12 protein-coding genes and 1 riboswitch are annotated in these 18,555 nt (G+C 39.2%); of the genes, 7 read left to right on the top strand and 5 right to left on the bottom strand.

The genetic code is table 11. The annotated features are described in order from the left end of the window. Positions 1–120 precede the first annotated feature (120 nt). The 4 genes from C3K47_RS13815 to C3K47_RS13800 all read left to right on the top strand — a co-directional run bounded on the left by C3K47_RS13815 (position 121) and on the right by C3K47_RS13800 (position 6,741). On the top strand, positions 121–2,139 hold the full coding sequence (locus C3K47_RS13815; protein ID WP_243392556.1) for an alpha-ketoacid dehydrogenase subunit alpha/beta: 2,019 nt from the start codon (positions 121–123) through the stop codon (positions 2,137–2,139). 119 nt (positions 2,140–2,258) lie between these two features. Continuing rightward, positions 2,259–3,200 (top strand): DUF3078 domain-containing protein, encoded by a 942-nt coding sequence (locus C3K47_RS13810; protein WP_103789735.1) that lies wholly within the window; start codon positions 2,259–2,261, stop codon positions 3,198–3,200. Between the two features lie 87 nt (positions 3,201–3,287). Continuing rightward, positions 3,288–4,328, top strand: a complete 1,041-nt coding sequence (locus tag C3K47_RS13805; protein ID WP_103789734.1) for a hypothetical protein — start codon at positions 3,288–3,290, stop codon at positions 4,326–4,328. Further along, on the top strand, positions 4,294–6,741 hold the full coding sequence (locus C3K47_RS13800; protein WP_103789733.1) for a hypothetical protein: 2,448 nt from the start codon (positions 4,294–4,296) through the stop codon (positions 6,739–6,741). Before C3K47_RS13805 ends, C3K47_RS13800 begins: the two co-directional genes overlap by 35 nt. Positions 6,742–6,818: 77 nt before the next feature. Here C3K47_RS13800 and C3K47_RS13795 read toward each other — a convergent pair whose 3' ends face one another. The 3 genes from C3K47_RS13795 to C3K47_RS13785 all read right to left on the bottom strand — a co-directional run bounded on the left by C3K47_RS13795 (position 6,819) and on the right by C3K47_RS13785 (position 10,054). Further along, on the bottom strand, positions 6,819–7,367 hold the full coding sequence (locus C3K47_RS13795; protein ID WP_103789732.1) for an RBBP9/YdeN family alpha/beta hydrolase: 549 nt from the start codon (positions 7,365–7,367) through the stop codon (positions 6,819–6,821). Between the two features lie 160 nt (positions 7,368–7,527). Further along, positions 7,528–8,448, bottom strand: a complete 921-nt coding sequence (gene rsgA, locus C3K47_RS13790) for a ribosome small subunit-dependent GTPase A (RefSeq protein ID WP_103789731.1) — start codon at positions 8,446–8,448, stop codon at positions 7,528–7,530. A 10-nt stretch (positions 8,449–8,458) separates the two neighbouring features. Then, a complete protein-coding gene (locus C3K47_RS13785) occupies positions 8,459–10,054 on the bottom strand; it encodes an ArnT family glycosyltransferase (protein WP_103789730.1) in 1,596 nt (531 codons plus the stop codon). A 107-nt stretch (positions 10,055–10,161) separates the two neighbouring features. Between C3K47_RS13785 and C3K47_RS13780 the strand changes: the two genes are divergently transcribed. Next, positions 10,162–11,112, top strand: coding sequence for a glycosyltransferase family 2 protein (locus C3K47_RS13780; RefSeq protein ID WP_103789729.1), 951 nt, complete (start codon positions 10,162–10,164; stop codon positions 11,110–11,112). Positions 11,113–11,332: 220 nt separating this feature from the next. Here the strand turns inward: C3K47_RS13780 and metF are convergent, their stop codons facing one another. Both metF and metH read right to left on the bottom strand, forming a co-directional pair. Beyond that, positions 11,333–12,286 (bottom strand): methylenetetrahydrofolate reductase [NAD(P)H], encoded by a 954-nt coding sequence (metF, locus tag C3K47_RS13775; protein ID WP_103789728.1) that lies wholly within the window; start codon positions 12,284–12,286, stop codon positions 11,333–11,335. Positions 12,287–12,395: 109 nt separating this feature from the next. Continuing rightward, the gene (gene metH / locus C3K47_RS13770; protein ID WP_103789727.1) at positions 12,396–16,097 is read right to left on the bottom strand and encodes a methionine synthase; all 3,702 of its coding nucleotides are present in this window, start codon (positions 16,095–16,097) and stop codon (positions 12,396–12,398) included. Between the two features lie 149 nt (positions 16,098–16,246). Next, positions 16,247–16,348: riboswitch (SAM riboswitch) on the bottom strand. Between the two features lie 211 nt (positions 16,349–16,559). Here metH and C3K47_RS13765 point away from each other — a divergent pair. Further along, positions 16,560–17,147, top strand: a complete 588-nt coding sequence (locus C3K47_RS13765; protein WP_103789726.1) for a YceI family protein — start codon at positions 16,560–16,562, stop codon at positions 17,145–17,147. A gap of 64 nt (positions 17,148–17,211) precedes the next feature. After that, the gene (locus C3K47_RS13760; RefSeq protein ID WP_103789725.1) at positions 17,212–18,543 is read left to right on the top strand and encodes a hypothetical protein; all 1,332 of its coding nucleotides are present in this window, start codon (positions 17,212–17,214) and stop codon (positions 18,541–18,543) included. Positions 18,544–18,555 lie beyond the last annotated feature (12 nt).

The following is an 18,555-nucleotide window of genomic DNA, read 5'->3' as shown; positions in this document are numbered from 1 at the left end:
CAATAGCCTCTTTTAGTATCGTAATTCAAGAAGCGGTTTGACGAAATTGCTGCTGATTCGAAAATTATTTAAAAGAACTTTCGATAAAAATTCAAAAATTAATTTTCATATTAGTCAACCATGGAACCATCTATAGAAACCTTAGAAAACACTGTTTATATGCAATTTGATCATAAACAGTACTCACATGAAACGCTCATTGAACTGTATAAGAACCTTTTGCGTCCACGGATGATTGAGGAAAAAATGCTGATACTTTTGCGACAGGGAAAAGTGGGGAAATGGTTTTCGGGTATCGGACAGGAGGCTATTTCTGTAGGGGCCACCATGGCCATGAAATACGATGAATATATTTTGCCAATGCACCGAAACCTGGGTGTTTTCACCAGCAGGGGTATTCCTTTGGAAAAACTGGTGGCGCAATGGCAAGGTAAAATGAGTGGTTTCACTAAAGGACGTGATCGTTCGTTTCATTTTGGAACACAAGAGCATAAAATTGTGGGGATGATCTCGCATCTGGGTCCGCAAATGGCAATAGCCGATGGAATTGCCCTTGCCGACAGGCTGGAGAATCGCTTTAGAGCTACCCTGGTTTTTACAGGCGAAGGAGCTACCAGTGAAGGCGATTTCCACGAAGCCTTGAATGTTGCTTCGGTTTGGAACCTGCCAGTTATATTTATTATTGAGAACAACGGCTATGGCCTTTCAACACCAACGGCTGAACAATATAAATGCGAAAGTTTAGTTGACCGTGCCGCCGGTTATGGAATGCAGGGTTACAAGATTGATGGCAACAATGTGCTCGAAGTTTATGATACCGTTCGCAAGGTGGCTGAAGAAATCAGGTATACTCCACGCCCGGTGCTTATTGAGTGTATGACGTTCAGAATGCGTGGTCACGAAGAAGCCTCAGGAACCAAATATGTTCCTAAAGAACTGATGGATGAATGGCGGACAAAAGATCCTGTTTTCAACTTCGAAAATTATCTTTTACAACAGGGGGTTATCAGCCTGGATTATGTGGGTGAGCTGAAGATCAGGAATAAGATAGATATTGATAATGCGATAGACATGGCATTCTCGGAATTCGATATTGTTGCCGATACGGCAGTTGAGGTTGCCGATATGTATGCACCAACAAAAGAGGAACAGATAGAGCCTCTTTCGGACATGAAAGCGGAGAAGCGTTACCTCGATGCCATTTCTGATGCGATGCGCCTTGCTATGCAACGTCATTCCAACCTGGTAATTATGGGTCAGGATGTTGCCGAATACGGTGGAGCATTTAAAATTACGCAGGGTTTTGTTGAGGAGTTTGGTAAAGGGCGGGTGCGCAATACGCCACTTTGTGAATCGGCTATAGTGGGGGCGGCTTTGGGTTTGTCAATAAATGGGTATAAGGCGATCATGGAAATGCAGTTTGCCGATTTTGTTACCTGCGGATTTAATCAAATCATCAATAACCTGGCTAAAAGTCATTATCGCTGGGGGCAAAATGCCGATGTGGTGGTTCGTATGCCTACAGGTGCCGGAACTGGTGCAGGTCCTTTCCATTCGCAAAGCAATGAGGCCTGGTTTGTAAAAACGCCGGGATTAAAGGTAGTTTACCCTGCTTTCCCTTCGGATGCAAAAGGCTTGCTGGCTTCGGCTATTGAAGATCCTAACCCGATTATCTTCTTTGAACACAAATATCTATATCGTGCAATTTCTGAAGAGATCCTAACAGATTATTATACAACACCAATTGGTAAAGCTAAACTGGTAAATGAGGGTAATGAAATATCGATCATCACTTATGGCTTGGGCGTTCATTGGGCGCTGGATTACCTGAAAGAAAATCCGGAAGTTTCGGCCGATGTACTTGATCTTCGCACGCTTTTGCCATGGGATGTAGAAGCAGTTACTGAAACCGTAAAGAAAAATGGAAAGGTGCTAATACTGCATGAAGATACGCTTTGCTGTGGTATTGGAGCCGAAATTGCGGCTTACATTGGCGAGCATTTATTTAACTATTTAGATAGCCCTGTAATGCGTTGCGCTAGTTTGGATACGGCAATTCCGATGAATAAAGCCTTGGAAGATAATTTCCTGGCCAAAGCAAGGCTGGACGAATCGATTAAAAAACTGATGAGTTATTAATTTTAAATTCATAATAAAGCGCAAGCTCTGTCTCAAAAAGACAGGGCTTTTTTTGTGAACAATCAGGCCGATTAAATTTCTATTGAAATAATTAACTTAACAGGTAAAACCTTACCCTTATGAATAGGTACGCTACTCTGCTCTTCGCTATTTTATTTTCTCCCCATTTTTTATCGGCCCAGGTTACTAATCAAAAGGTGCCTGAAGATCCAAATCGGCCTGATTCCTTGAAAACATGGACCATCAGCGGGCAAAATTCATTACTGTTCAACCAAAGTTCATTTAGCAATTGGGCGGCAGGTGGTGTTAATTCGCTGGCGGGTTCTTTATTACTCGACTATAATTTTAATTATAAAAAAGACCGTTGGAACTGGGATAATCATGTTTTAATTGGCTATGGCTTAAGTAAGCAAAATGATATTGGTGTTCGCAAAACCGATGATCGCTATTTTCTAAACAGTTTGCTTGGTTATAGGCTAAAGCAATACTGGTATGCCTCTTTTTTTACCAGCCTGCAGAGTCAGTTTGCCAATGGCTATAATTATAATGCCGACGGAACCCGAACCTTAATTTCTGGACCATTTGCACCTGCTTACCTGGGCTTGGGTCCGGGAATTAGTTATAAAAAATCAGATAACTGGAAAGTGAATTTTTCACCGCTGGCTTCGCGTATAACATTTGTTAATAATGATTATCTCTCTTCGATCGGAGCATATGGGGTTGATGTAGGGAAGAAAAGCCGGTATGAGTTCGGTTTTAATTTGCAGGCTTACCGCAAAGATGAGATCATGAAAAATATTAACCTGGAACATATGCTGCTTTTGTATTCCAATTATTTGGAGAACCCTCAAAATGTGGACATCAATTATACCATGAACATTTTTCTGAAGGTGAATAATTTCGTGTCAGCCAATTTCGGTATCCAGATGATCTATGATGATGATACGACTTTTCCATATACTAATAACTCCGGCCAAACAGCTTATCGTCCGCAATTACAGTTTAAAGAGATCTTCGGAGCAGGCTTTACATTTAAATTCGTCAGTTCAAGTAAAAATTAATAGTGATTTAGTGTAGGATAGGAAGCAGTTGTCAATTGCTTCCTGTTTTTATTTGTCACCTGCCGAAGTCTTTCTAATTTTACAGAAATGAATTCATTGCGTTTTACCTTACATCTATTTGTCTTTATCTTTTTTATTTCTGCTTGCAAAAGCGATAAACATCATTTTGTAGAACCAGCGTTTTACTACTGGAAAACATCTTTCAAACTAAACCAAAGTGAAACACAGGCTCTTCAATCTTTAAACGCCAAACATTTATATATACGGTTTTTTGATGTTGACTGGGATGAAGCGCGCAAAAAGCCGGTTCCGGTTTCTCCAACAACATTTAATCAATCCATTCCTGCTGCAGTTGCAGTTATTCCGGTTGTCTTCATCACCAATAAAACATTGTTAAAAGTTGATAGCGCTGGTGTTGAAGAACTGGCTTTTAATATCATGCACTTTGTTCAAAAGCAATGTGAATTACAGACTATTCAGCCGGCTGAAATTCAGATTGATTGTGATTGGACCAAACAAACAATGTTTCGGTATTTTCAATTGCTGCGGAAGATCAAACAGCATCCTTTTTTAAGAGCCAAAAAGCTTTCAGCTACTATTCGGATGCACCAGGTGAAATACCAGGAAATAACCGGAATACCTCCGGTTGATAAAGGCTTGTTAATGTGCTATAATATGGGCGATTTGAAGAAATATGGCGACCATAACTCCATACTTGACCTGCAGGCTATCGAAGACTTTTTGGCCAGATTGAATCATTATCCTTTAAAACTTGATGTTGCGCTTCCTTTGTTTTCATGGTCGGTTTTATTTAGAAATGAGCTTTTTGCAGGATTGATGCGTGGCTTTAAAAATGCTGATTTTCGGAATAAAAAATATTTCGAAAAGCATGGCGAAAGGCTGTATAAAGTGCTTTATGATGTAAATTTGAATGGATATTCACTTAAAAAAGGCGAGGTTGTACGTGACGAAAACTATGCGGCAAATGATGTAATAGATGCCGCTCAGTTTTGTTCAAGGAGGCTTAATTCAGATAGTGTCCGTGTTATTTTATTTCATCTCGATTCATCTATTTTAAAAAACTATCATACAAATGAACTTGAAAAAATATACCATAGTTTTAGGTAGCGTTTTTGTTTTACTTACCGGAACTGTAATTTATGGTATTGCCTGCGGAGGATGGGTTGATCCCTACGATGACCACATTACATTCTACAATAATCATATTGCCGGAGATCCGGATTATAAGCCTTTTTATTACATCGCCTATGAAACCCTGTATGATTACAGCGAGCCACATGACCCCTATAACCAGAATATCGCTGAATGGAAAAAGTATTTAGGAGTTGAGTCGATGCCTGATTCAGCAGTTTATCGGGCAATTTATACCAACAATTCCGAATCCTTTGAGCTCATAAAGAATAAAAAGGAAACTGAATGGCCTGATAGCTTGCGTAAGAATGTTTTTGTTGTTGAATTGGCAAAAAAGAAAAATGCGGATGCGCTCACTTATTTGAGCTTTGCTAAAGCCTGCGAGCCCTATGTGAATACCCAATATAGCGAATGGGAGCCGGTGAAGCCTGATGCTAATTCAATGTATGCGCTGATTAAAGAAGGTATTCAGCAGGTTGCTAAAATCAAGAAAGATAAATTCCTGAAGCTTCGCTATGGTTACCAGATCTGTCGTTTGGCACATTATAGTGGTGATTCTGAAGGATGTATTCAGTATTTCGATACTTACGTAACTCCTAATCAATCGCAAAGTTCTGTGTACTATTGGACACTGGCCTTAAAAGCCGGTGCATTGCGTGTAATAGGCAAATATCCCGAAAGCGCTTATTTATTTTCGAGGGTGTTTAGCGAATGCAATAACAACCGCATCATCGCTTATCAAAATGTGGGCTATTTGTCGGTATACAATAAATACAATTACAAGCAGGCATTACCACTATGTAAGAATAGTACAGAAAAGGCTGATTTGCTTGCGGTTGAAACACTGGGAAATAGCGGTCATGCCTTACCGGAGATGAAAGAAATTTATGAGTACGATGCCAAGGCCAAGTGCCAGGATGTATTGCTGGTTCGTGAGATCTCAAAGCTCGAAGCTTCCTACTTATCACCTAAATTAATGCAGTCGAATAAGAAAGATTCATTGCTATTAAAGGCTACAAGTGCTGCTGAACCTAATTATTTAGAGGTTGAAGGGAAATATGCCGACAGCCTGTTTAGGTTTTGTGAATTGGTTTCTTCGGAGAGAAAGGTTAACGAACCTGCCCTTTGGAAAATCTCAGGGGCTTACCTCAAATTCATGCAACGCGATCTGAAATCAGCAAAAGCGATTTTAACGCAGGCTGAAAGTATGAAAATGTCACCCAAAGTAAAGGATCAATTTGAAGTGCTTCGCCTTTTGATCACTATTAATGAGCAGGATAAAATTGATGCAACCTTTGAAGAAAAGATATTTCCGTCGCTTCAGTGGCTGGATAAAAAACGTAAGGCTGAGCTTGATCAGAAGACAAATGATTTGTTTTCTGATGTTCCATTTGCAAAGATCAACAGATACCTAATGCTTACCATTTTGGCACCCAAATACGAAAAGCAAAACGATAGAGTTAAAGCGACGCTTTGTTATTTGCAGAGTGAGATGATCTCCGAGCCTGGTATTAAAAAAGCAGAAGAGGAGAATGCCTATGCCTGGCAACTGCCGGTAGCTATTGATTACCTCCGTAACGCCATGAACGCTGCAGATATTGAAAAACTTATGCAGCTAAATGCCAAAGCCAATAAAACCGGATTTGAACAATTAATGACCACTACGTTTTCTGTTTTGGGTAGTAATTTCATGAATGAATTGCAGGGAACGGCTTATTTGCGTGAGCATCAGTTTGCAAAAGCAATTACTGCCTTTAAAAAGCTTCCTGCTAATTATTTCGAAAAAGACCCTTATAAAACCTATTTGGCAGCCAATTCCTTTGTCGATTTAATTAATGATACGCATGCTCCAACTGAACGGGACACGAAGAAATTTACCAAATTAACATTTGCCCAAACGATGCTTGCCTTTGAGAAAAAAGCAAAGGATGATCCCAAGAATGCCGCTTTCTGCTATTACCAAATGGCCAATGGATTTTATAATATGAGCTATAATGGCAATTCGTGGTTGTTGGTAAATTACTCATGGTCGGTTACTGATAGGGATTATCTAACAGCAGATCTGCCTTATTTAAAAGATTACTTTTATAACTATACGGCCGAAAAATACTATATGAAGGCGCAAAAGCTTAGCGTTGATCAAAACTTTAAAGCCAAGTGTTCATTTATGGCAGCAAAATGCTTTAGTTCAAGAATTATGTATCCAACCGTGCCCGATAATGCCGATAACTGGATGGAAAGAAATAATCGTGCAGCAGAACGGTATTATGAATTGCTGATTACCAATAAGTATTTCGCTGATTTGAAGAAGAATTATTCAACAACGCCTTTTTATGCCAAGGCAGTTAGTGAGTGCAGCTATTTAAAAGATTTTGTTAGCAGAAGATAGGTTTTTCTCAGCTATTTAAAATAGCCCATCACAATTGTGATGGACTATTTAGTTGTATATTCCGCAAGACTTCCGTTTTAATATCTGTCGAGTTCTTTTAACAACTCGAGGCCAAGTTCCCATTCGCCCAAATTTGAGTCGGAATTGATGTGACCCACAGCTCCTACATTAATAAACTCACTTCCCCAATTTTGGGCAAGGTTGTTCGCCCTTTCCAATGAAATGTATTTATCGTTGGTACTAGCCACCACAATTGATTTAAAAGGCAGGGGCTTTTGTGGAATTGGTTTAAAGCTTTTAATTTCTTTAGGTATCCCCTTTGCCTCTGTATCGGCTGGAGCTACCAGCAATGCTGCCTTTATTTTTCGAGAAGGATTTTGAGCCCATAAAGCCGTCGCAATACATCCCAGGCTATGCGCCACTAAAATAATGGGTTTACCATTCAGTTGATTTAATTGCTCATCAAGCGAACTTATCCATTCCTCACTTTCAGGATTATCCCAATCGTGCTGTTCTATGCGCTTAAATCCGTGTTTATTTGCCCAATGCGTTTGCCAATGATTATCTCCGGAGTTGTTCAAACCCGGTATTATTATTACTTCTGATTCAAATTCTACTTTTCCCATAGAGATTATAGACTATTTACTTTATGCGAATATATAAAAAATATTTTAGTCTACAGTTTTTTAGTTTCAGTCCACAGTCCATAGACGATATTCCATAGTCCATAGCAATACTGCTGACTGCCTACTGGTAAGTGGTGACTGCCTGAGTACTGGAGACTGATTACGCTCTTGAATCGAAATTGTGGAAGATACTTACATAGCTGTCGTAGCGGGAAGGGGCGATGATATCCTCATCAACTGCTTTTAAAACCGCACAGCCTGGTTCGTGAACATGAGTGCAATTGTTGAACTTACATTGTTGGATAAATTCGCGCATTTCCGGGAAATATCCAGAAAGTTCTTCCGGTTCAATATCAACCACACCTAACTCACGTATTCCGGGTGTGTCGATCACAAAACCGCCAAAGGGAAGCTGGAACATTTCGGCAAAAGTGGTGGTATGCATGCCCTTTTGGTGCGCTTCTGAGATAGCTGCCGTTTTCAATTGTTTATTGGGGAAAATAGCATTGATCAAAGATGATTTTCCAACGCCCGAGTGCCCCGAGAAAAGTGTGGTTTTGTCTTTGATCAGATCTTTTATCTGCTCAATATGATATCCATTTAAAGCCGAGATCTCATAGCAAGGATAACCTATATTCTTATAAATCGCTTCCACTTGTTCCAAAAACTCCTTATCCGCCTCATCATAAATATCATATTTATTAAAAACCAGAATAGTAGGAATATGGTAAGCTTCAGCAGTTACCAAAAAGCGGTCAATAAAGCCAAGCGATGTACGCGGTGAGGCCAGTGTTACAACTAAAATGGCCTGATCCATGTTAGCTGCTATTACTTGCGTTTGTTTGGAAAGATTTACCGATTTCCGGATGATATAATTTTCGCGGTCGTGAAGGTAAGTAATAACAGCAGTTGGCTCTCCCGCTTCCATTTCAAAATCAACAACATCGCCAACAGCGACGGGGTTGGTGCTTTTGATACCTTGAATCCTGAATTTACCCTTAATACGGCAATCGTAGCTGTTGCCATCCTCGCCTAATACATTGTACCAGCTACCGGTTGATTTAATTACTTTTCCTTTCAAGTCAGCAAATTTAGTTGATTTCGAGCAGATATTCTTTTTTAAGTGCTTTAGCTCGGGTTGAAGGATTCAGAAAATTCAATTCCAATGTCGAAACAGAATATTGTGGGGTTTCCAACTTACGTTTGATGCTTAGCTTAAGCGGTTTAATTTCTTCCATATTTTGGTCAGAAATGTAAAGGTAGAACTTTTCATTTTTACTGTTTTTCGCTTTAATCTGCTCAAGATCTACTACTGGAATGGTAGTTTTTGAATAAAAGTTAAACGAATAGGAAGGCTGGCCGTAAATATAGGTTTGGTTAGCAGGTATGTTATTTTCTTTAGCTATACGGGCCATCTCATTTCCAGCCTGGTATTTTAACAGGTGGGGGTAGAAATTTGAATTCAATAAAAAATTGAAAGCCAAAATGGCAAAAACAGATGGCACCAGTATTCGATATAAATAACCCTGCTTGCTTCCTCTGAAAATAATAAAGAATAAAACCGATAAAGAAACAATCGCGACTGCATTTATTGTGCTGTTTTCGATAGGGAAGAGCCAGATATTTATAAAAACGCTCAGTAAGAACAGAATTCCTATGATAAGAAGTTGGGTTTTCTCAAGAATAGACAGGGTTTTCCCGTTTTTAGTTTGTACTAAATTAAGAAGGTAAGATGCGAGTAGTATAGAAAATAAAGGAAATAAAGCAGTTAAGAAATGCGCTTGCTTACAGGCCATCAGAATAAGAATTCCTATCAAAATGCCTCCCAAGGTTAAAAACTCAGTTCCGGCTTTTGGTTTAAATTTACTTTCCCAAATGGTTTTAATCCTCGAAAATACGGAAGCATAAACCAGTAAGCTCCAGGGAAGGAATGTCCAAAGTAAGGTGTAATAAAAGAATGAGGGTACCTTCGTTTCTCCAGGTTGAGTGTTTTCAACGTTGTTTGGGGATAACTTCAATTCAATGAATTGATAGAATACCAATGGAGACAACGCAATCAGAAATGTTGCTACGCCTGCCAACCATTTCCAATTGTAAAGCACTTTCCAGTTTCGTGAATAAATTAAATGACAAAAAATGGCGCTTACAACTACAATAACGGCAATCACTCCGCCACTTGCCAGTCCTAAAGCTATAGCAAATGACCCTAGTACAACATTGATAAGTTGGTTAGTTTTTATAAACTTTACAAGCTGCCATAAACCGAAAATTATAAGCCCGGTTAGAACTACTTCGTTTTTAACATCATGATTAGTAGAGATAATGGCCTGGCTGCTAACAAAAATTAATGCCGCCATTTTTCCAACTTCTTTATTGTAAAGCGTACGACCCAAACCTAACGTTGAATAAGTTGCCAGAGCGGTAAATAAAACAGCAGGAATTCGGTAAGCCCAATCATGCAATCCAAATATTTTAAAAGAAATTCCTGCCAGCCAAAATGCTAAAGGAGACTTATTTAAATCGCTGCCAATTTCAAGAAAACTGTTGTGCTGATATATTCGCATAGCAATATCAGCATATTCGCTTGCGCCAGAATCCATTAATGGGATAAATAAACCCAAAAGGTAAACGATGCTGCATATACTGAAAAGAAATATATAGGTACGATTAGTGATTTGCTGATCCATTTTTAAAGTTTGGCAGCAAAAGTATAAAATACACTTTGGAATAATTTCAGAGCCTATTAATTATATAAATTGAGTTTATCTTTAGTGATTTAAACAAAAATTGGTGCATGAATAAGAATTCTAAGTTGCCTAAGCTTGCATTGGTTATTCCTTGCTACAATGAAGGAGCAATGTTAAAGATTACTATTGAACAGTTGCTCAGGCTCTTAAATGATTATGTTGAACGGGAAGTAATAGCCGCCAACAGTTTTGCTTTGTTGGTTGATGATGGAAGTAAGGATGAGACCTGGCAGATTCTCCAATCATCTTCCAATCATTTTATAAAGGCGATTAAGTTAAGCCATAATGTTGGTCATCAGCATGCTCTTATTGCAGGCCTAACCTATGTAACCAACCAGGTGGATTGTTGTATTTCACTTGATGCCGATTTGCAGGACGATATTTCGGTTACAGAGGAAATGATCGCCAATTACACTTCTGGTTCGCAAATAGTTTATGGTGTGCGTGGCAGTCGTGAAACGGATAAGGCCATGAAACGTGGAACAGCCCAGTTGTTTTATAAATTAATGAAACGAATGGGGGTGGACCTAATTTATAATCACGCTGATTTCCGACTGCTTTCGAACCGGGTGTTGGTTGAATTGCAAAAATATAAAGAGGTGAATCTGTTTTTAAGAGGCTTGTTTCCGCAGATGGGGTTTAAGTCTTCAAAAGTGTATTACAAACGTAAGGCACGGATAGCGGATCAAACCAAGTACTCATTTAAACAAATGCTTCATTTGGCGGTCAATGGAATTACCTCGTTTTCTAATTTTCCGCTAAAAATGATCACTTATATTGGGTTTGCTATATTCTTCTGTTCGTTTATTATCAGTTTATGGGTATTATTTGTATGGACTTCGGGTCGTGCAGTTCCCGGCTGGGCGTCGATTACGCTACCCGTGTATTTTTTGGGAGGAGTACAATTACTGGCGCTGGGAATTATTGGTGAATACCTCGGAAAGATCTATTTAGAAACTAAAGCACGTCCACGGTTTCATATTGAAGAAGAGATATAGCCCTTGCTTTAAATAAAAAACCGGCGAGCTTTCGCTTGCCGGTCATCTCCAAGTTAATGGATGATATAGGTTGTATATGAAGAAAGAGACTTATTTAGTAACTTTCTCAATCTTCTTCAATATTACTAATAATAATTATAATTTAATAAATTTATTTTGAAAAAAAACTAATAAAATTTAAATATAGTTGCAAAAATTGAATTTTAATCTTAGCTGATTATTAGAACACTGCAGTGGCAATTCGTTTTATTGTATCCGATTTCCCCATTGTATAATAATGCAGGCAAGGAGCTCCCAGCTCAATTAAACCTTTAGACTGCTGAATGCACCAATCAATTCCAACTTCTTTAACTTCTTTATCGGTTTTACAATCAGCAACCGCATCAGCAAGTTCTTCCGGAATGTCGATGTTAAATACCTTAGGTAAAAGCGTTAGTTGTTTTTTGGTAGTTAAGGGTTTTAATCCAGGAATAATTGGAACGTTGATACCGTTGTCTTTGCACAGCTTTATAAATGAAGCGTATTTTTCGTTATCATAAAACATTTGCGTAACAATGTATTCTGCGCCCATATCTACCTTCATTTTTAAATAACGAAGATCGGTTTTCAGGTTTGGTGCCTCAAAATGCTTTTCGGGATAACCGGCTATTCCTATACAAAAATTTGTTCCGTTAGCTCCTGTATATTCATCATGTAAGTAACGGCCTTTATTCATATTTACCACCTGTTGTAAAAGATCCGACGCATAGGCATGTCCTTTTTCCTCCGGTATAAAACCGCCATCTTCTTTACGAGCATCACCCCGTAGAACCAATACGTTGTCTATCCCCAAAAACTTAAGTTCGATAAGAGCATTCTCGGTATCCTCTTTCGTAAATCCACCACAAATCAAATGCGGAACCGCATCAACCTTATATTTAAATTGAATAGCGGCACAAATACTCACCGTTCCGGGGCGCTTGCGGGTAGAAACCTTTTCCAGTAAGCCGTTCGCCTGTTTCTTATAAATAAAGTCTTCCCGGTGATAAGTAACGTCAATAAACGGAGGTTCAAATTCCATTAACGGTTCAATTGCCTCAAAAATCTGGTCAATGTTCTGACCTTTCATAGGTGGTAGCAGTTCGAACGAAAAGAGAGGTTTTTTAGCGTTATTGAGATGCTCAGTTATCTTCATATTTCTTTAGTTACGAATTTCGGGTTACGAGTTTCAAGTTTTAGCGTTAATTGATATTTTTTGAATAAGAAGATCTCGTACCACGCTATTAGAAATCCTCCATTAATTTTTAATAAGCCAAATTGGGCGCCATCCACCTTTCTATTTCTTCAACACTCATTTGCTTGCGTACAGCATAATCTTCTACTTGGTCCTTCTGAATCTTTCCTAATCCGAAATATTTAGACTCAGGGTGAGAAAAATAAAATCCGCTAACAGCCGCAGTAGGGAACATTGCCAAACTTTCGGTTAAAACAATTCCGGTAGAGTCTTCTGCATTTAAAATATTGAATAAGGTTGTTTTTTCGGTATGATCAGGGCAGGCAGGATAACCTGGTGCCGGACGAATACCCTTGTATCTTTCTTCAATTAATTCCTCGTTGCTGAAACGCTCTTCGGAAGCATAGCCCCAATATTCTCTGCGAACGCATTCATGCATGCGTTCGGCAAAGGCCTCCGCCAAACGGTCAGCAAGGGCCTTGGCCATAATGCTGTTATAATCATCGTGCTGAGCCTCAAATTCTGCGACCAATTTATCCAAACCGATGCCTGTGGTAACGGCAAAGCCACCCCAGTAATCACTAACGTTGGTTTCTTTTGGAGCAATAAAATCTGCCAAGGCGAAATATGGAATATTTTGAGCCTTCTCGAGCTGCTGACGAAGCGTGTGAATAGTAGTTAATTTTTCGGTTCGGCTTTCATCCGTATATAATTCAATATCATCATCGCCAACACTGTTTGCCGGCCAAAAGCCTATAACACTTCTTGCTGTTAGTAATTTTTGATCAACAATCCGTTGGAGCAAAATTCGGGCATCATCATATAACTTTTTAGCCTCGGTACCAATCACTTTATCATCAAAGATCTTTGGATAACTTCCATATAATTCCCATGTATGAAAAAATGGGGTCCAATCGATATAATCAACCAATTCGCCTAAGTCATAATTGTCAAACACCTTAGTACCTGTAAACAATGGTTTTGAGGGCTGATGGTTTTCCCAATTCAATTTCAATTTGCGTTCACGGGCTTCGCCAATTGGGATGAATGTTTTCGCTGATTTTTTATTTAAATGGAAATCGCGCAACTGATCATATTCTTTAGTTATACCAGTCATGAACGTTTCCTTTTGTTCGTCATTTAATAAATTTCCGGCCACAGGAACCGAACGAGACGCATCGAGCACATGAACCACCGGTCCATCATAATTCGGTGAAATTTTAACAGCAGTATGCACCCTCGAAGTGGTTGCTCCACCAATCAACAATGGAATGTTAAAGCCTTCGCGTTTCATTTCTTTTGCCACGTGAACCATTTCATCAAGTGAAGGTGTAATTAAACCGCTTAAACCAATGATGTCAACGTTTTCTTTACGTGCAGTATCTAATATCTGTTGGCATGAAACCATTACGCCCATATCGATGATCTGGTAGTTGTTACAGGCCAAAACTACCCCAACAATGTTTTTACCAATATCATGCACATCTCCTTTAACGGTGGCAAGTAAGATTTTACCGGCACCGGTTCGCTGGTTTTCTTCCAGTTCCTTCAGATTACCACTTTCTTGTAACGCAACTTTCTCCGCTTCAATGAATGGAAGGAGATAAGCAACAGCTTTTTTCATTACCCGGGCAGATTTAACCACCTGTGGCAAAAACATTTTTCCGGAACCAAAAAGATCTCCCACCACATTCATACCGTCCATTAATGGGCCTTCAATAACCTGTAATGGTCGAGGGTATTTTAGGCGGGCTTCTTCAACGTCCTCATCAAGGTATTCAATGATCCCTTTTACCAGTGAATGGCTTAATCGTTTTTCAACAGGATCTTTTCTCCATTCTTCATCTTTAACAATCGTTTTACCTTTAGCTTTAACTGTTTCGGCAAAGTTTACCAATCGCTCTGTTGCATCATCCCTGCGGTTAAGTAAAACATCTTCAACTAACTCCAACAGGTCTTTAGGGATTTCTTCATAAACCTCCAACATACCTGCATTCACAATGCCCATGTCTAAGCCAGCTTTAATTGCATGGTATAAAAAGGCCGAATGCATGGCTTCGCGAACCGTATTATTTCCACGGAAAGAAAACGAAATATTGCTTACGCCACCGCTAACTTTTGCTAAAGGCAGATTTTGTTTGATCCAGCGAGTGGTTTCAATAAAATCAACTGCGTAATTATTGTGTTCTTCCAGTCCGGTTGCTACCGTTAAAATATTAGGGTCGAAAATAATGTCCTGTGGAAGGAAGCCAATTTCGTTTACCAAGATTTTATAGGAACGTTCACAAATTTCAATACGACGGGCATAGGAATCAGCCTGACCTTTTTCATCAAAAGCCATTACCACCGTGGCAGCTCCGTAGCGTTTGATCTTGCGGGCGTGTTCTTTAAAGTTTTCTTCTCCCTCTTTTAATGATATGGAGTTTACAATTCCTTTTCCTTGTAAACATTTCAATCCGGCTTCAATAACCGACCATTTCGAAGAGTCGATCATGATAGGAAGTTTGGCAATATCAGGTTCGGAAGCAATTAAGTTTAAAAATTTAACCATAGCTGCTTCTGAATCGAGCATGCCTTCATCCATATTCACATCAATTACCTGTGCACCGCCTTCAACCTGTTGGCGGGCAATGGCTAACGCTGCTTCGTAATCACCGGACAATATGAGTTTAGAGAATTTTGGCGAACCGGTAATATTCGTACGCTCACCAACATTCACAAAATTGGTTTCAGGTGTTATAACAATAGGTTCAAGTCCGCTTAAGCGTAAATAAGGCTGTGGTGCAGCTTTTTGACGAGGAGCGAATTTTGCAACTTCCTCAGCAATTGCCCTGATATGATCAGGGGTTGTTCCGCAACATCCTCCTACAATATTTATAAATCCGCTTTTTAAGAAATCACGGATCTGGTCAAGCATTTGAGACGGAGTTTCATCATATTCTCCGAATTGATTTGGCAACCCTGCATTAGGGTAGGCGCCTACAAAAAATGGTGCTTTTTCGCTAATCTCTTCAAGGTACGGGCGCATATCTTTTGCACCCAAGGCGCAGTTGAAGCCAATTGACAATAAATCGAAATTGGATAAGGAAATTAAAAAAGCCTCTGCAGTTTGCCCCGATAAGGTGCGTCCGCTGGCATCGGTAATTGTACCCGACACCATTATTGGCAATTTAATATGGTTAAGCTCGAAATATTGGTCGATCGCAAATAATGCCGCTTTAGCATTCAGCGTATCAAAAATGGTTTCTACTAATAAGATATCGGCACCACCATCCACCAAACCTTTCACCTGTTCGGTATAAGCTTCAACCAATTGGTCGAAAGTAATGGCACGAAAACCCGGATCATTAACATCAGGCGATAAAGAAGCAGTACGATTGGTAGGGCCGATGGCGCCAGCTACAAACCGTGGTTTATCGGGGTTTTTGGCATTGAATTCAGCGGTAACCTCTTTAGCTATTTTAGCTGACTCATAATTGAGCTCATACACCAGGGCTTCCAAATGATAGTCGGCCATGGCAATACTGGTGCCGCTAAAGGTGTTGGTTTCAATAATGTCGGCTCCGGCCTCCAGGTATTCACGGTGAATGGCCTTAATTACATCGGGGCGGGTGATGCTTAAAAGGTCATTGTTTCCCTTTAAATCATGCGGATGATCTTTGAAGCGCGCTCCTCTAAAATCGTTTTCCTGCAACTTATAGCGCTGGATCATGGTACCCATGGCTCCATCTAAAACTAAAATACGTTGTAGTAATATTTCTCTAATATCCATTATGCAGTATTAGTAGTTAATCGGTTGAACTAATGACTTACAGTACATTGTGCTTTCTCAAAGTCAAACCATCAAAGATTTGTTTGATCATTCAAAATGCTGTAATGAAAATTTTTTTGCTTATCAGATATCAAGTGGTGACTCCACTCTGCTCATCTTCTCCCGAAGATTCGGGATAGAATTTGGCACCTTGTAAGCACAGGTTGCCAAGACTTCACCGGGTCTATTCCCTCCGTCTTTCTTTATAAGCGGAACAAAAATCTATAATTCCTCCGTCAATTACAAGTTTTTATTTTTTTATCTGGATGAAAAATGAGGTTTTTTACTTCAATTGTTGATTTTTTGACATTGTAAATCAGCTTGTTAAGCAATATCTAAGTGTAAAATTTACATAATGACTTTAATCATGTTTTTAAAATTTAATTCTGTTGTCTTTTGTGTTGTAACAAATAACAAAGAAAGATGAGACGTATGAATTTCAGAACCCTTTTGTGCATGTGCTTATTATCATTACCAATTTTAGTAAATGCACAACAAAAGCTTTCACCTAACGAAAGTAAAGTAATGGTTAACGGAACTTCAACATTACATGACTGGCGCTGCAAGGTGGAACAACTTTCTGGAAACCTAGATGTTGAAAAATCAGGAACCACCATTAAATCCATTAAGTTGATGGATGTGACGATGATTGTGAAATCGATGAAAAGCTTAAAAGAAGACGGTAAATACTACGATTCAGGAATGGATAAGAATGTTTACAAGGCGCTTGATGCAGACAAAAATCCTCAGATCACTTTCGTCCTGAAGAAAATTAACTCAATAGGTGCCAACGGCGAAGTAAATGCAATTGCCACTGTGAAAATTGCAGGAGTAGCCAAGGATCTGCCAGTTGTAGGAGTAGCTAAAGTACTGCCAAACGGCTCAGTTAAGATTACCGGAAAAAAAGCCTTTAAAATGACTGATTTTAAAGTGGATCCTCCAAAAGCAATGCTGGGTGCGATTAAAACCGGAGATGATATAACTGTTGATTTTGATCTTCTATTTAAATAATCAAAAGCTTACCAATTAAAATTCAATTTAAATCAATAAAGTTTTTCAATTAAAAATTAAGAATATGAAAAAAGTTTTATTATTAGTAACAGCCATGGTTTTGGGTTCAGGTGGTGCAATGGCACAGTTTAGCAATAAAATTCAAAACATGCGGCCTTATGACCAAAGAGGCGTAAACATATTTGAAACCGGTAAAACTGATACGATTCCGTATGAAGGAATGCAACTGAAACTAGGAGCCGGCTTTACACAACAATTTCAAAGTTTGAAGCATCAAAATCCAACTGCGATCAATAGTGCTGACAAACAAGCCAATAAATTATATGCTTTGTCACCAGGTTTTATGACCGCTCAGGCAAACTTATTCATCGATGCCCAATTATATGATGGTATCCGTTTAAATGTAACTACTTATTTATCGGCACGTCACCATAATGAAACTTGGGTTAAAGGCGGGTATTTGCAAATTGACAAACTTCCGTTTAAAAGCGCGCTTTTAGACAACATCATGCAATACACCACAATTAGAGCTGGTCACTACGAAGTGAACTACGGTGATATGCACTTCCGCAGATCAGACGCTGGTCATACACTTCAAAATCCATTCATGGAAGGCTTAATTATGGATGCCTTTGCAACAGAGATCGGTGGTGATATCTTCGTACAAAAAAATGGTATCTTCGGAATGATCGGTGTTACTGGTGGTGCGATTAAAGGTAATGTTGACTCGGTAAAAACAGCTGCTTCTAACCCTGATGCTCAAAAAGCACCTTCTCTTATCTTTAAAGGTGGTATTGATAAACAATTAACCTCAGACTTAAGAGTTCGTTTCTCAGGTAGCTGGTACCACAACTCAAATGCTGGTAACGGATCTTTAACATTGTATGGTGGTGACAGATCAGGTTCTAACTATCAAAATGCTATGGAGAAAGCCTATTCATCAGGAACCACTGCAAATGCTAGTACTGCTATTGCTTTCTCTGGACGTTTAAACCCAGGTTACAGCATGCAAGTTGACGCTATCATGTTAAACGCTTTTGTAAAATATTCAGGTTTTGAATTCTTAGGAACTTACGAAACTGCCAATGGTAGAGGAGCAGCAGATCTTACAGACAGAAAATCTAGCCAATACGCAGTAGAAGGTATTTACAGATTTGGTGCAAAAGAAAACCTTTTCGTAGGTGCTCGTTACAATGCAGCAACTTCAAGATTAGCAGGTTTTACAGAAGATGTTAAAGTTAACAGATTTGCTGGAGCAGCAGGATGGTTTATTACTAAAAACATCTTGATGAAAGCTGAGTATGTTGATCAACAATACAAAGATTTCCCAACTGCTGATTATCGCAGTGGAGGTAAATTCAACGGTGTAGTTGTTGAAGCTGCAGTTTCATTCTAAAACAAACACAAA

This window comes from Solitalea longa, from assembly GCF_002920915.1.
GTDB lineage: Bacteria > Bacteroidota > Bacteroidia > Sphingobacteriales > Sphingobacteriaceae > Solitalea > Solitalea longa.
Note: the sequence above shows the minus strand (reverse complement) of the source record. Positions and strands in the feature narration are given on the sequence as shown.

Bases quoted from the DNA above. Each gene is read 5' to 3' on its own strand.
- C3K47_RS13780 (WP_103789729.1), top strand. From the start codon at position 10,162: ATGAATAAGAATTCTAAGTTGCCTAAGCTTGCATTGGTTATTCCTTGC.
- C3K47_RS13785 (WP_103789730.1), bottom strand. From the start codon at position 10,054: ATGGATCAGCAAATCACTAATCGTACCTATATATTTCTTTTCAGTATA.
- C3K47_RS13760 (WP_103789725.1), top strand. From the start codon at position 17,212: ATGAAAAAAGTTTTATTATTAGTAACAGCCATGGTTTTGGGTTCAGGT.
- C3K47_RS13800 (WP_103789733.1), top strand. From the start codon at position 4,294: ATGAACTTGAAAAAATATACCATAGTTTTAGGTAGCGTTTTTGTTTTA.
- C3K47_RS13805 (WP_103789734.1), top strand. From the start codon at position 3,288: ATGAATTCATTGCGTTTTACCTTACATCTATTTGTCTTTATCTTTTTT.
- C3K47_RS13795 (WP_103789732.1), bottom strand. From the start codon at position 7,367: ATGGGAAAAGTAGAATTTGAATCAGAAGTAATAATAATACCGGGTTTG.
- C3K47_RS13810 (WP_103789735.1), top strand. From the start codon at position 2,259: ATGAATAGGTACGCTACTCTGCTCTTCGCTATTTTATTTTCTCCCCAT.
- metF (WP_103789728.1), bottom strand. From the start codon at position 12,286: ATGAAGATAACTGAGCATCTCAATAACGCTAAAAAACCTCTCTTTTCG.
- C3K47_RS13765 (WP_103789726.1), top strand. From the start codon at position 16,560: ATGAGACGTATGAATTTCAGAACCCTTTTGTGCATGTGCTTATTATCA.
- C3K47_RS13815 (WP_243392556.1), top strand. From the start codon at position 121: ATGGAACCATCTATAGAAACCTTAGAAAACACTGTTTATATGCAATTT.
- metH (WP_103789727.1), bottom strand. From the start codon at position 16,097: ATGGATATTAGAGAAATATTACTACAACGTATTTTAGTTTTAGATGGA.